This window comes from Flavobacterium davisii, from assembly GCF_042182265.1.
Taxonomy (GTDB): Bacteria; Bacteroidota; Bacteroidia; order Flavobacteriales; family Flavobacteriaceae; genus Flavobacterium; species Flavobacterium davisii.
Genome location: NZ_CP097869.1, coordinates 904,522 through 920,131, shown reverse-complemented (window position 1 = coordinate 920,131; position 15,610 = coordinate 904,522). Strand labels below are relative to the sequence as shown.

9 protein-coding genes are annotated in these 15,610 nt (G+C 32.2%); 2 read left to right on the top strand and 7 right to left on the bottom strand.

Going from position 1 to position 15,610, the window contains the following annotated elements:
• Positions 1-64: 64 nt before the first annotated feature.
• The 4 genes from NAB20_RS03765 to NAB20_RS03750 form a co-directional block, all read right to left on the bottom strand.
• The gene (locus NAB20_RS03765) at positions 65-4,711 is read right to left on the bottom strand and encodes a PorP/SprF family type IX secretion system membrane protein (RefSeq protein ID WP_375605532.1); all 4,647 of its coding nucleotides are present in this window, start codon (positions 4,709-4,711) and stop codon (positions 65-67) included.
• A 17-nt stretch (positions 4,712-4,728) separates the two neighbouring features.
• Entirely contained in the window at positions 4,729-6,165 is a 1,437-nt protein-coding gene (locus NAB20_RS03760; RefSeq protein WP_375605531.1) for a gliding motility-associated C-terminal domain-containing protein, read from the bottom strand.
• A 150-nt stretch (positions 6,166-6,315) separates the two neighbouring features.
• The gene (locus tag NAB20_RS03755) at positions 6,316-7,599 is read right to left on the bottom strand and encodes a hypothetical protein (RefSeq protein WP_164849110.1); all 1,284 of its coding nucleotides are present in this window, start codon (positions 7,597-7,599) and stop codon (positions 6,316-6,318) included.
• A 71-nt stretch (positions 7,600-7,670) separates the two neighbouring features.
• A complete protein-coding gene (locus NAB20_RS03750) occupies positions 7,671-8,108 on the bottom strand; it encodes a hypothetical protein (protein ID WP_041253237.1) in 438 nt (145 codons plus the stop codon).
• Positions 8,109-8,690: 582 nt separating this feature from the next.
• Here NAB20_RS03750 and NAB20_RS03745 point away from each other — a divergent pair.
• The gene (locus NAB20_RS03745; RefSeq protein ID WP_105195124.1) at positions 8,691-9,839 is read left to right on the top strand and encodes an ATP-binding protein; all 1,149 of its coding nucleotides are present in this window, start codon (positions 8,691-8,693) and stop codon (positions 9,837-9,839) included.
• A 4-nt stretch (positions 9,840-9,843) separates the two neighbouring features.
• Complete coding sequence (locus NAB20_RS03740) at positions 9,844-10,230, top strand: DoxX family protein (protein WP_105195123.1); 387 nt, start codon at positions 9,844-9,846, stop codon at positions 10,228-10,230.
• Between the two features lie 49 nt (positions 10,231-10,279).
• Here NAB20_RS03740 and NAB20_RS03735 read toward each other — a convergent pair whose 3' ends face one another.
• The 3 genes from NAB20_RS03735 to mnmG all read right to left on the bottom strand — a co-directional run bounded on the left by NAB20_RS03735 (position 10,280) and on the right by mnmG (position 15,591).
• The gene (locus NAB20_RS03735) at positions 10,280-10,861 is read right to left on the bottom strand and encodes an OmpH family outer membrane protein (RefSeq protein ID WP_164849109.1); all 582 of its coding nucleotides are present in this window, start codon (positions 10,859-10,861) and stop codon (positions 10,280-10,282) included.
• A gap of 1,916 nt (positions 10,862-12,777) precedes the next feature.
• Positions 12,778-13,629 carry a class I SAM-dependent methyltransferase gene (locus NAB20_RS03730; protein WP_375605530.1) on the bottom strand — a complete coding sequence of 284 codons (852 nt, stop codon included), beginning with the start codon at positions 13,627-13,629 and terminating at the stop codon, positions 12,778-12,780.
• 90 nt (positions 13,630-13,719) lie between these two features.
• On the bottom strand, positions 13,720-15,591 hold the full coding sequence (mnmG, locus tag NAB20_RS03725) for a tRNA uridine-5-carboxymethylaminomethyl(34) synthesis enzyme MnmG (protein WP_088392352.1): 1,872 nt from the start codon (positions 15,589-15,591) through the stop codon (positions 13,720-13,722).
• Positions 15,592-15,610: the final 19 nt, after the last annotated feature.

Genomic DNA, 15,610 nt, shown 5'->3' with positions numbered 1-15,610 from the left:
TTATATAATTTTATCTTTTCATGAAATTGTTTTTAGTAACAAATCATATATCAACATAAAATAATTATTTTTCTATCTTAATAATTACCATTTTACCATTATAAGGTTTATCTCCTTTATTTTTCATAGCTTCATCTGCTTCATTTATTTCTTCATAATGGTTACTATAAATAAAATAAGTACCTGTACTCACATCATAAAAGAAATCAATATTAGTCTCTCCTGCTAAAATTGCCTTTTTCACAAAAGCATCCCGTCTTGCTTCATCTTTGTGAGTAGCTAATACCATATAAAAACCAGGTTTTTCATTCGTTACATTTTTCACAATTTGCATATTGATCTGGTCACTATCGCCATAATCAAATTCAGTTGGTTTATAAATTTGACCTGTTGATTTTGTACTTGCCTTAATTTGACTCAAGGTAGCACGATCTTTTTGATACTTAGTTGAAGCATCTTCAAAGTTAGCTCGTTTAATACGACGTCTTTTTTCTATTTCAGTTTGAGTCTTGATCTCTTCTAATTTAGTGATTAACTGTCGACTTTCTTCCTCTGATCTAGCTTTATCTTGCTTTAATTTTTCTATTGTTTTAGTATAAGATTGATTAATCGCATCATTTTTATTTGGTATTTTTTTCAACCTTTCTGCTGCTAAATTTTGATACTCAGTAATAAACTGATCTTGTTGTTTTATATTTAATGCTATATCGTTTCTTAATGATTCAATGGCTTTGTTAGCTTGACTCATGCTTTTAAACTCTACTTCTTGAACGGGAGCTACAATTCCTTTTTCAGAATCATCATTTGCTTTACGCATAGCTATTAATTCTTTTTCTTTTTCTGCTACTATACTTTGGAATTTTTTAATTGATTCCGATTGTAATTTTTGAGAATCTTCTATAACACCTGATAAATTATCTATTTCTTTATCTTCTGCTGTTTTTAAAGCCTCTCTACGCGCTAATTCTTCAGCCTCTGCTTTTTCTTTAGCTAAACGCGCTGCTTCTGCTTTTTCTTTGGCTAGACGTTCCGATTCCGCTTTCTCACGTGCTAAAGACTCTGCCTTAGCTTTTGATTCCGCTTCTGCTTTCTCTTTAGCTAGACGTGCTGCTTCTGCTTTCTCACGTGCTAAAGACTCTGCCTTAGCTTTTGATTCCGCTTCTGCTTTCTCTTTAGCTAGACGTGCTGCTTCTGCTTTCTCACGTGCTAAAGACTCTGCCTTAGCTTTTGATTCCGCTTCTGCTTTCTCTTTAGCTAGACGTGCTGCTTCTGCTTTCTCACGTGCTAAAGACTCTGCCTTCGCTTTTGATTCCGCTTCTGCTTTCTCTTTAGCTAAACGTGCTGCTTCTGCTTTTTCTTTGGCTAAACGTTCCGATTCCGCTTTCTCACGTGCTAAAGACTCTGCCTTCGCTTTTGATTCCGCTTCTGCTTTTTCTTTAGCTAGACGTTCTGCTTCTGCTTTCTCACGTGCTAAAGACTCTGCCTTGGCTTTTGATTCCGCTTCTGCTTTTTCTTTGGCTAGACGTTCCGATTCCGCTTTCTCACGTGCTAAAGACTCTGCCTTCGCTTTTGATTCCGCTTCTGCTTTCTCTTTAGCTAAACGTTCTGCTTCTGCTTTTTCTTTAGCTAGACGTTCTGCCTCTGCTTTCTCACGTGCTAAAGACTCTGCCTTCGCTTTTGATTCCGCTTCTGCTTTTTCTTTAGCTAAACGTTCTGCCTCTGCTTTCTCACGTGCTAAAGAATCTGCCTTCGCTTTTGATTCCGCTTCTGCTTTTTCTTTAGCTAAACGTTCCGATTCCGCTTTCTCACGTGCTAAAGACTCTGCCTTGGCTTTTGATTCCGATTCTGCTTTTTCTTTAGCTAGACGTTCTGCCTCTGCTTTCTCACGTGCTAAAGAATCTGCCTTCGCTTTTGATTCCGCTTCTGCTTTTTCTTTAGCTAGACGTACTGCTTCTCCTTTTTCTTTGGCTAAACGTTCCGATTCCGCTTTCTCACGTGCTAAAGACTCTGCCTTCGCTTTTGATTCCGCTTCTGCTTTCTCTTTAGCTAAACGTGCTGCTTCTGCTTTTTCTTTGGCTAAACGTTCCGATTCCGCTTTCTCACGTGCTAAAGACTCTGCCTTGGCTTTTGATTCCGCTTCTGCTTTTTCTTTAGCTAGACGTTCTGCTTCTGCTTTCTCACGTGCTAAAGACTCTGCCTTAGCTTTTGATTCCGCTTCTGCTTTCTCTTTAGCTAAACGTGCTGCTTCTGCTTTTTCTTTGGCTAAACGTTCCGATTCCGCTTTCTCACGTGCTAAAGACTCTGCCTTGGCTTTTGATTCCGCTTCTGCTTTTTCTTTGGCTAGACGTTCTGCTTCTGCTTTTTCTTTGGCTAGACGTTCCGATTCCGCTTTCTCACGTGCTAAAGACTCTGCCTTCGCTTTTGATTCCGCTTCTGCTTTCTCTTTAGCTAAACGTGCTGCTTCTGCTTTTTCTTTAGCTAGACGTTCTGCCTCTGCTTTCTCACGTGCTAAAGACTCTGCCTTGGCTTTTGATTCCGCTTCTGCTTTCTCTTTAGCTAGACGTTCTGCCTCTGCTTTCTCACGTGCTAAAGACTCTGCCTTGGCTTTTGATTCCGCTTCTGTTTTCTCTTTAGCTAAACGTGCTGCTTCTGCTTTTTCTTTGGCTAAACGTTCCGATTCCGCTTTCTCACGTGCTAAAGACTCTGCCTTGGCTTTTGATTCCGCTTCTGCTTTTTCTTTGGCTAGACGTTCTGCCTCTGCTTTCTCACGTGCTAAAGACTCTGCCTTGGCTTTTGATTCCGCTTCTGCTTTTTCTTTAGCTAGACGTTCTGCCTCTGCTTTCTCACGTGCTAAAGACTCTGCCTTCGCTTTTGATTCCGCTTCTGCTTTCTCTTTAGCTAAACGTGCTGCTTCTGCTTTCTCTTTTGCTAGACGTTCCGATTCCGCTTTCTCACGTGCTAAAGACTCTGCCTTGGCTTTTGATTCCGCTTCTGCTTTCTCTTTAGCTAGACGTTCCGATTCCGCTTTCTCACGTGCTAAAGACTCTGCCTTGGCTTTTGATTCCGATTCTGCTTTCTCTTTAGCTAGACGTGCTGCTTCTGCTTTCTCACGTGCTAAAGACTCTGCCTTAGCTTTTGATTCTGCTTCTGCTTTCTCTTTAGCTAAACGTGCTGCTTCTGCTTTTTCTCGTACTAAAGATTCTGTCTTCTTCTTTATTTCATCATTTACTTTTTCTTTTTCTAGACGTGTTGTTTCCGCTTTTTCTTTAGCCAAACGTACTGCATCTGCCTTTTCTTTTGCTATGCGTTCGGATTCTATCTTCTCACGTGCCAGTGCATCTGCTTTTTCTTTTGCTAAACGTTCTTGCTCTGCTTTTAATTTAGCAGCCGCTTCTGCTTTTAATCTCGCTTCATTAGCTAAACGTTCTTGTCGTTGACGTTCTGCTTCTGATAAAGCTTTATTTTTATCTTTTTCAGCTCTTAATCGAGCCTCCATTTCTGCTTTAGCTCTTGCTTCTGCTTCTTCTTTTGCTTTTAGAGCCGCTAAACGGTCTTTTTCTGCTCTTAATCGTGCTTCTTGTTCTTCTTTTGCTTTTGCTTCTGCTAATTCTTTCTCTTTTCTTAAACGTTCTGCTTCTAGACGTGCTTTTTCTTGTTGCTGTTTTAATGCTAACTCAGCAGCTCTTTCTTTAGCCAATTCCTGTGGGTTCTTTTTTTTGACAGCCACAGCTTTGTCGTTAGCTTTTGGATTTGTTTTATTACTTGATTTTACAATTGGTTGTTCATCTTCATAATCGCCATAACCTTTTAATTTATATGCCAATGTGAATTCATGGGATAAACCAAAATTAGCAATATTTCCTAAAGGTTTTTCAACTCCATATCCAATAGAAATTCTTTTAGCCAATATAAATCCAATACTTGCATTTATACCATTTAAACTATCATAACCTGCTTGAATCCAACCTGCTTTAGGAGCATTAAAAAGTAATGATGCGCCAAATCCAGTATATCCTATTCCAATTTCTGCTCTACCTAATGCGGAAAATTTTGCTTTTTCTAAAATTCCATCACGGTCTATATAGCCTGTATACATGGCATGTAATCCAAAATTTTTAGCGGGATTTCCCTGAACTAAACCAGATGGATTAAAGTTGTAATAAAACAAATTATTAGCTACTATACCCATATCAAAAAAACCAGTCCCGAAATTAATTCCTGGATTAATTGAAATCAAAGAATACTTGGGCAAATTACTAAGATTAGATTCCTGAACATTTGTTATTATTTTTCCTGAATTAATCCCGCTATTAACATAAGCTAAATTTAGACCAAAAGTAAGATTAGAGTCCTGAAGAATTTCTGCATTTCTAGCAAAATTTGCTACTATTCCGAATGTAGAATAAATACTTTCATTATTTTGAAATAAACCTATTCCATAAGCATTCAAATCTTGAAATTTACTGGATAAACTAAAAAAATAATCTGTTCTTGAATTATCAAAACCAATCCATTTTCTTTTATTATAGAAACTAATAAAAGACTCGTCTTCTCGAACATGACTAAAGGTAGGGTTGATAATAAATTTATTAAATTTTAAAGAATTCTTAGCTAAAACATCAAATGGTCTAACTCCATTTGTAGGTGCTTGACCACTTAGTTCTACTGTAACTAAACTGATAATGAAAAGGCTAAAATTCTTTAACTTCATAGTTTTTAATATGTAATTTATTTAAGAATGGTTATAGAACCTTTTTTTAAAGGACTACCATTTTTGGAAATAATATAATAATAAATAGGATTAACGTCTTTAAATTCTATAACTGATTTAGGCCAAGAATCATCATAGTTTTTCATTCTGAAAATTTCTTTTCCATAGCTATCTAAAATAAGCACTTCGACAGAATCATTTTTATATTCTGTGGGTATAATCCAAGTATCATTTTCATTATTGCTGTCATTAGGGGTTATTACATTCGGAATATTGATCGATTCTACTCCTTCTATTATTTTAAATTGTATCGTTTTTGTATAGACACAAGTCGGATCATTTTGTTTAACTATTAATTTATAGATACCTTCTTTAAAATTGGTATCATTAGTTACTGTAAAATTGGAAGTGGTATTTATAGGTGCAGTTCCTCCTGGTAAAAACCATTCATAAGATGGGTTTAACGCCGTAGTAGTAGCATTTATAGCAATTCTTTCTGTTTTCTTTAAATAATTTACTGATTTAGCATCTATACCTAGGTTAAAATTGGTCGCTTGAAGTGTAATTGTGTTAGTAGAAGTAGATTCACAAACGGTACCAGGACTAATTACTACTTTATAAGTACCTGGATCAGCTGTTTTAAAACTATAAGAAGTGGCTCCCTCAATTTTTACAAAGTTTCCATTTCCTTCGCTATCACGATACCATTGATAAGCTTGTCCAGCTGTTGTACTTAAAGTGGTTGGATTACTAGGGCAAATAGTTGTACCCAAACTAGATGATATGGAATAAGGAATTGTGTTGTTTGTAAACGATACATTAACATCTTGTGAGTAAGCTATAAATCCAACTGTACTATTACAATTTCCATAATCTACCTGCACGCTATATTTACCCGATTGGGTAACGCTTAATTTGGCTCCTGTTTCATTGGGTATTACAATTCCATCTTTTTTCCATATATATTGTAATGTTTTATATTGTAGTGGTGATGGTGATTTTTCGCTTATAGCTAATATTCCATTTGCTCCACAAATACTTAAGCTACCATTTCCGTCGTCTAAAATATTAATTTTATCGTTATAAATCCAAAAATAAGCATGAAAGGGGAGGGTAGGAGAACTAGTCATGCTTGGAGAACTGGTTTTTATCCTAAGTCTATAAAATTTCCCTGCAGTATTAACACTTTCAGGTACTTTAAAGGTGATTTTTCCTGGACTAGTACTAACTTGTGAAGAAAGAATTGTAATAGGTGTTAATTTAGCAAAATCTCCTTCAGGATCAGACATTTCTAATGTAAAAATGTTTCCTGCATTAAATCCATTAAAATCAAAATTAATTGAATAACTATTAAAGTTAGAAGAAGCACAAATATTCCCAAAGTTTTTAGTAGGAGCATTTACAAAAGTTTGCGCTTTATTTTCTGAGATAAAAGAAAATAAAAAAACTATCAAAAAATATTTGTTAAAAAAATTACAAAATAATGTATGATTCATAAACTTCTAATCTAAATTAAATATGATCTTAAACTAAATAAATCCACTGGTAGATTTACTGCCAATGGATTTAATGTTATAATAATATAATTATAATCTAGAGATAAATTATTTGCCAGCAGTAAATTTACCTACTTTTAATCTAAAGTCTGGAGACTTAGATTCTACTGGGTTAATAAATAACTCAGTATTAGGTGTTTTTTCATATAAGTTTAAAAACTGAGGATTACCATAATAATCTTCTAAATCGTCATTACTAGAAGAATTAGCTAGAAATATATTTCCTTTACAATTATTAAAGAATACCTCAGAGAAACCTATTTTTTTTAGTCCACCAGCTTCTGGATTAATTTCACTATCTAAAATGGTTGCAGGAGCAAATCCTGAGATCAAACTTCTTTTTAGACTTAATGAAGTATTAGCTCCTACAAATACGCCTTCTTTTACTAATCCACTAGCTAAATCTAAATCAAAACTTTCAGAATTATTAACTAGCGTACAATTGGTAGCCACAACATTAGTTGATGGTTTAGAAAAATCTGCTTCTTCTTTTTTATCATAGCCTACAACATTAATACAGCGAGTTCTAGAAGCTCCTGAGTATAAGGAGTGTCTAATTACTAAAGAGTTATCTAATTTAACTTGAGCTCCTTGATTAAATTTAAAATCATCTCCGGAAACACGTAAAGTAACCATATTTTTAAGACTTGTATCACCTCCTAAAATTTCTACACCATTTCCAGCAGAAAAGCTGGTCATTACATGTTCTATTACTGTTTTATTACCAACCCCACCTAAAGTTAAAGCATTGTAATTTTTAAATCCTTTTATTTTTTTTCCTGCAAATTCTATTCTTAAAAAGCGTAACACTCCTGAATTAGCCATAGAATTGGTTCCACCGTAAATTGTTTGAGCTGGATCTAAATCATAATTTATAGACGAAACTCCTCCAAATTTATTAATTGGTGCATCATTTAAGATTACAATTCCTCCCCAATCACCTGCTTTTTTTACAGGTTTATTAGAAGTAAACACGATAGGATCTGTTTCTGTTCCATTAGCTTCTAATCTAGCCCCTTTAGATATGATTAGGGATCCACTAGTTTCTGAATCACCTTTTATAATTGTACCTGGTTCAATAGTAAGGGTTACACCTGCTGTTACGTATACAGGTCCCTGTAACAGGTACGTATTTCTTTTTTGTAATGTTTTATTGGCTGTGATTTTCCCGTACAAAATTTCAGTAGCCTCGTTATATTCTGTTTTTGAAGGTTTAAAATCTGTCCAGTTATTTAACCAGTTAGAAGATCCTATTATACCTTTTTCTTGCTGTGCACTTGCAGTCATAACTGCAAACAAAGCGATCCATTTTAAGTTAAGCAATTTCTTCATGGGGTGATTTTTATTAGAAACTTAAGCTAATATAGTTCTTTTTTTTTATTAATCCTATTTTTTTTTGAATTTTATTCGTACAATTGATTTAATTCTCGTAACATATTTTCATAATAGAGAATAGAGGCTACCAAATTTCCTTTATCAGCATAGGGTACCATCGTTGATTGAAAAGCAATTGTTGAATTAACAAAGGCAACGATATTTTCTTGTTGTTTATCCAAAGCACTATTGTTATCGGAAGTGTCTGGAATACCTACATCTTGCATAGTCATACCTGGTTTGTTCGTTAATGCAAGGTAAGGTAATATGTTAACAAGAACTCTGATTCGTTCTTTATACAATTCCAAAAGCTGTCCCTTAGGCATACCATCTAATTCACTTTTCTCATGGAACTTTTTAATTGCCGCACCACTAGTACTGATGATACTTTTTGGCTTTTTTGCTTGAGCGTTTATATTTCCTACTGCAAAAAGCATAAATAAGCTTAAAAAGATAATTTTCTTCATGGTTATTCTTCTAATTTCAGTTATTAAAGTTCTAATTGTTCAAAAATATACTTTTAAATTGAATTAACAATTGTTTATTTGAATTTGTTAATAAATAAAAAAGTAATCTAAAAATAAATGCATTAATTTTTAAACTATAATACCAAAAGCGTGCCAAAAATTCATTTCAACATAAAAAAATATATTCTTTAACTCATATAATTTCGCCAATAGAAACATAAATTACATCAGTACAAATATAATCATTTATTGTTATATTTTACATTTTTATAAAATATAGTTAAAAAAAATATTTTATTAACGGATATAAAACTTTTACAGGGTTTGAATTTTGAGTTTTTTAAAAAAAAGTACTGATTTTTTTCTCTTATTTTTAATATTTTGGGATTTTATTTTTTTAAAAAATATTAGTAAGGTAAGTATTTAAAGAGGTATGATTAGGATTTTTTAACTAATATTTTCTATTAAAATGATTTAGGACTTAATATATATCAAATAAATTGTCGTTAATTAAAGTTTTTCTGATTATAAATTTTATTTATTTTATAAAACTTTATGGTTTAAGTCGTTATTTTTGCTTTTATGTTATTTAAAGAAATAGTAGGACATCAACATGTAAAAAACCATTTATTAACAAGTGCAAGCCACGGAAGAATTCCTCATGCACAATTATTTGTTGGTCCAGAAGGTTGTGGCGTATTAAGAATTGCTATTGCTTATGCTCAGTATATATTATGTCTAAATAAAGGATTTGAAAATCAAGGAGGTATAGATAGTTGTAATATAAAATTTGATCATTTTTCGCATCCTGATTTACATTTTGTTTATCCGACAGTTACGACAGAAGACGTAAAATCAAAGCCTAAAAGTTTAGATTTTTTACCTCTTTGGCGAGATTTTTTAAAGGAAAAACCTTATGGAGGTCTATTTGATTGGTATGATAAATTGGGGGTAGGAAACAAACAAGGTGAAATTAGGGTAGAAGATGCTTCAGAAATTTTAAAATCACTGGCTCTTAAATCATACGAAGGAGGGTATAAAGTTTTGATTATTTGGATGGCTGATAAGATGAATATTGCCGCATCTAATAAATTATTAAAATTACTTGAGGAACCTACTGATAAGACTCTTTTTATCTTAATAACAGAGGACGAAGAGGATTTATTGCAAACAATACGATCAAGATGCCAAGTAATAAATTTTGGAAAACTAAGTGAATCTGCTATTTCTCAGCATTTAATTGAATATGAAGGAATTGATGAAAAAGAAGCTATAAAAATAGCGCATAAATCACAAGGTAACTATAATAAAGCTTTACAATTAAGCCATCATGAAAATGAAGATACTTCATTTGAACAATGGTTTGTTAATTGGGTAAGAGCTGCTTTTAGAGCAAAGGGTAATGCAAGTGCCATACACGATTTAATCAATTGGAGTGAAGAAATTGCTAAACTAGGAAGGGAAAATCAAAAGAAGTTTTTGAGTTATTGCATCGATTTATTTCGTCAAGCTCTTTTATTAAATTATCAGGCTGATGAATTAATTTACTATGAATCAAGCATACAAGGATTTGATTTGAAAAAATTTGCCCCTTTCATAACAGGACGGAATATACAGGAAATATACAAAGAATTGAATGATGCTATTTATCATATAGAACGTAATGGAAATTCTAAAATTATATTAACTGATTTATCTATAAAACTAACACGTTTAATCCATAAAAATTAACATTATGAACAATCATCTAGCTAGTTTACTTATTTTGGCCTTTTTAGCTATTACTTTTCTACAATCAGGATATGATAAATTCATTGATTATCAAGGTAATATAAGTTGGTTAAAAGAGCATTTTAAAAATACTTTTTTTGAGGGCAAAGTATCTCTTTCACTAAATATTTTATTAGCATTTGAGATTATAGCTGGTATTCTTTGTGTAGTAGGAGGAATAGAATTATTAGTAAACGGAGGTACTACATTTGGTAAGTATGGAGCCGTTGTTTCATGTGTAACATTATTAATGCTGTTATTTGGCCAAAGAATTGCTAAAGATTATGATGGGGCAAGAACTATCGTTATTTATTTTATACCAGCTGTATTAGTTGTATATATATTACAATAATCTTTTTTGAAAAGAGAAGAGGGGTTCCTACTTTCTGGAACCCCTCTTTTTATTTCTTAACTTCTTTAGCATCCGTTTCTTTTTTGGATTCTATTTTTTTATCTTCAGAAGCATATTTTTCGTTTAGAGCTTTTACTATTTCTTTTGTTATATCATAGCTGTCTTTTGCATATAAAACACTCGCTGCATCACCTGTTCCATATATGTAATCATAACCATTTTTCTTACCGTAATCTTTAATAAAAACTCGCACTTTTTCAACAATTGAATCCCTCTTAGATCCTCCTTCAGCCTGTAATTGTTGTGCTACTGCTTGTTCAGCGTAAGCTAACTGTTGTGAACGTTGTTGTAATTCAGCGTATTTTTGTTGTGCCCAAGCTTGTCCTTTAGCCATTGCGTTTTGTTGAAAATTAGCTTTTTCAGCTTCTAATTTTCTAGCTTCAACTTCTAATTCACGTCCTTTAACTTCTCCCTTGGTTTTAAATTTATCCTGTAATTCTTTGGCTTCAGTATAATCTTCCATGAGTTTTACAGTATCAATATAAGCTGTTTTTACCTCTTTAGCTTCAGGTGTCTTATTACACGCTACTGCGGCAGATAAAACAACCGCCATCATTACAAGCTTTTTCATTCTATTTATGATTTTAATTTTTTGTAAAAGTAAACTTTTATTCTAAAATACTCAATACAAAAAATAAATGAGTTTATAACAAAAAAGTAAGAAAAAATAGACCTTAAAATAAACATAATAAAAAACTATTTATCTAATGATAATAATAATATTTTCTGATAAAAATACGCTTTAATAAATGCGTTTTTAGAAGCTTTTACAAATTAGAGACTTATAATTACACTTAGAGATGCAAAAACCTCTTAAATCTATTTAAAATCGTTTTTAGAGTAAAATATAAAGAATTATAAGGAGTTTATATATAAAGAGGGAGATAGCGCTTATTTTTTTAATAGATAAAGTGATTTTATTTTTAAAATAAATAAAAATGATAACAATATATATATTAATAAATAATAATAATTGTTGCACTTTTTAAGAAATATTAAATTTTCAATCTCTTTTTCACGTGAAACATTTTTTTAATCTAGTCCAATAAATGAAGTATAGCAATGTTAAGCAATATTGCAGAATTAAAAAATTAGCACAATAAATCTCTTTTAAAAGACTTTTAAAAATAAATCATACAAAGTACCTAATCAATCTATAAAGTGTCTTAAAAGCTTTTGAAATAACTTATAAAAAATAAGTAACAAAAGTGAAGTAAATTCATAATAGATGAAAACTTATCTTCTATAAAATATTTTCTTATACTCTTGTATGTAGTAAAATTGTAGCCAAACTAAAACTTTATATCATTTATCTTCCTTTTATAAAGTTTATCGTTTCATTTGAATTAATACTATATATTTCACGTGAAACAAAATAATTTATAATATTCATTATCTAATTAATTATTCCTTATATAGGATAATTATACTAGTAAATAATATTTTCTAAAATTGAATAAATAAAGTTTATAAAAATTTTGTCTATTTTCTAATCTTCATATTTCACGTGGAACAAATAGCTTGATGAAATTATGAAAGAGAGATTATCTCTCTAAAATTTTCACGTGGAACATTTTCATGAAAAAATTCAATTTTAAAATAAAAAATGAAGTTTTTATTCAAAAAAAATCATTTTTGAACGAAAATAGTATAATAAAAGAGTGAAGAGTGAAGAGTGAAGAGGGAAGAGTGAAGAGTGAAGAGGGAAGAGGGAAGAGGGAAGAGGGAAGAGTGAAGAGGCAAAAGTGAAGAGGCAAAAGTGAAGAGGCAAAAGGGAAGAGGCAAAAGGGAAGAGGCAAAAGGGAAGAGGCAAAAGGGAAGAGGCAAAAGGGAAGAGGCAAAAGGGAAGAGGCAAAAGGGAAGAGGCAAAAGGGAAGAGGCAAAAGGGAAGAGGCAAAAGGGAAGAGGCAAAAGGGAAGAGGCAAAAGGGAAAAGTTAAAAGGGAAAAGTTAAAAGGGAAAAGTCAAAAGGGAAAAGTCAAAAGGGAAAAGTCAAAAGGGAAAAGTCAAAAGGGAAAAGTCAAAAGGGAAAAGTCAAAAGGGAAGAGGCAAAAGGGAAGAGTCAAAAGGGAAAAGTCAAAAGGGAAAAGTCAAAAGGGAAAAGTCAAAAGGGAAAAGTCAAAAGGGAAAAGTCAAAAGGGAAAAGTCAAAAGGGAAAAGTCAAAAGGGAAAAGTCAAAAGGGAAAAGTCAAAAGGGAAAAGTCAAAAGGGAAAAGTCAAAAGGGAAAAGTCAAAAGGGAAAAGTCAAAAGGGAAAAGTCAAAAGGGAAAAGTCAAAAGGGAAAAGTCAAAAGGGAAAAGTCAAAAGGGAAAAGTCAAAAGGGAAAAGTCAAAAGGGAAAAGTCAAAAGGGAAAAGTCAAAAGGGAAAAGTCAAAAGGGAAAAGTCAAAAGTCAAAAGGGAAGAGGTAGGAAATAACTTGATTTTTTGATTTATTAAAGTATACTAAAAAAGCGAATCTAACGATTCGCTTTTTTAGTATGTAATGAATTAATCATTATTTTCTATAATGTATATATGAGAAGAAAATTCTTTTTTATCTCCAGCTTTAATATTTGATTTTAATCCAATCCAAAATGCTTTTAAAAAATTCATTTTTCCTGTTTTATACTTTTCTGATAACAGGGAAACATAAAAACTATCAAATATCATTGGATGAATTTGAATAATTTTCATTTTATTTTCTCCGAATAATTTCTCTATACTTTTTTTAGAAAAATGCCATAAATGTCTAGGTACATCGTAAGCAGCCCAAAATTCGCCATAATATTGAGCATCATAAGATTTATAATTAGGTACAGCTATAACTAAGGTTCCGTTAGGTTTCAGTAAACGCTTTAATTCTTTAATCTGTTCTTCTAAATTAGGCACATGCTCTAAAACATGCCACATTGTAATAACATCAATTGTATTATTTTCTATTAACTCTGTGGTATCAACTAATTCAATACCTTTTAATAAGGCCAAATTACGAGCATTTGTATTAGGTTCAAATCCTTTAGTTATCCAACCTGCATTTTTGGCTGTAACTAAAAAATCACCCGTTCCTGCTCCTATATCAAGAATAATTCCTTTTGATTTATGAATACTACTAACCAAAGCTACTTTTTTAATTAAAGCATAAGATTTTATTAAATGATATAAACGCTCAAAGAAAGAACGTTTGCCATCTGTATGTGATATATAATCTTCACTTTCATAATAAGATCCTAATTTTCCTAAAGAAGGTTGAGGATAGGTTTTTAATAATTCTGTTTCGGAATCTAATAATAATTTAAATTTTTCATTAGAAACAGAATGATCTTGTACTTCTATATAACTATTTTGTTCTAAAAAATTCATTTGTATAATAAAACTTTAATTAAAAAAATATTGAGCCACTAAATAGTTCCACGTGAAACAAAATATTTTTTAGATTGATTTCACAAAAAACTATCTTCCCATATAAACCAGCATAACTGAAATATCATTCGGTGATACTCCACTAATACGTGATGCTTGCGATATGGTAACAGGTCGAATTTTTTTTAATTTTTCACGTGCTTCATAAGATAAAGACTTTAACTGATCATAATCGAAATTTTCAGGTATACGAATATTTTCCAAGCGATGTAACTTTTCGGCATTTGCTCGTTCCTTTTCTATATAACCGGAATATTTAACTTGAATTTCGGATTGTTCTATTATTTCTTCATCTAAATCATTAGAAGTAACATAATCTTGAACTTTTTCAAACTTCATCATATCTTCCATTTGGATTTGAGGGCGAGAAAAAATCTTAAACATTTTATCACCTTGCGTAATAGGTGAGCTCAATTTAGATTCTAAAACTGGATTTGCTTCTTTTACAGAAACCGATGTTTCTCTAAAAAAAGCAACCATTTTTTCAGCCTGATCAAACTTATATTCCATTCTCTTCAATCGTTCTACACTAGCTAAACCAATTGCATTTGATTTAGGTGTTAAACGGTAATCTGCATTATCCTGTCTAAGTAAAGTTCTATACTCTGCACGAGAAGTAAACATACGATAAGGCTCTTCTGTTCCTTTAGTTATTAAATCATCAATCAAAACACCTATATAAGCTTCATCTCTTTTTAAAACAAACTCCTCTCTTTCTTGTGCTTTTAAAGCGGCATTTATACCTGCTATTAACCCCTGAGAAGCTGCTTCTTCATATCCTGTAGTTCCATTAATTTGTCCTGCAAAATACAAACCTGAAATCACTTTTGTTTCAAGAGTATGCTTTAATTGAGTAGGAGGGAAGTAATCGTATTCTATTGCATAACCTGCTCTAAAAAATTTAACCTTTTCAAAACCTTCTACAGAACGCAATGCTCTAAATTGAATATCTTCTGGAAGCGAAGTAGAAAAACCATTTACATAAACCTCTACTGTATTCCATCCTTCTGGCTCTACAAAAAGTTGATGGCGATCTTTATCTGCAAAACGATTAATTTTATCTTCTATCGAAGGACAATAACGAGGTCCTAAAGATTTAATCCTACCATTAAACATCGGAGAACGATCAAAACCTTCTCGTAACAAATCATGCACCAAAGAAGAAGTGTAAGTCATATAACAATCTCGTTGCTTTGTTAAAGGTTTTGTAATATCTGAAAAAGAAAATTTAGCTGGATTTAAATCTCCTGGCTCTACACGCATTTTAGAATAATCTAAAGAACGACCATCTACACGAGGTGGCGTACCCGTTTTCATACGACCAGCTTGAAAACCTAAACGAACTAAATCTTCTGTTATCCCATAAGAAGCACTTTCACCAGCTCTTCCTCCACCAAATTGTTTTTCACCAATATGAATTAAACCATTTAAAAAAGTACCATTAGTTAAAACAACAGTCTTTGCAAAAATAGATATACCAATAGCTGTTTTAACACCTATTACACGTTCTCCTTCTGTAATTAACCCAACAATCATTTCTTGATAAAAATCAAGATTAGGCGTTTGCTCTAACATTAAACGCCATTCTTCTGAAAATCGCATACGATCACTCTGACAACGAGGTGACCACATTGCAGGTCCTTTAGACTGATTTAACATTTTAAACTGTATAGCTGTTTTATCAGACACTATACCTGAATAACCTCCAAGAGCATCAATTTCACGAACAATTTGTCCTTTTGCAATTCCTCCCATAGCTGGATTGCAGGACATTTGAGCAATATTCTGAAGACTCATTGTAATCAACAAAGTCTTAGAACCTAAATTAGCAGCAGCAGCAGCGGCCTCACATCCAGCATGACCTGCGCCAACCACAATTACATCATATTTATCTACAAACATTATATATTTTTAAAATAAA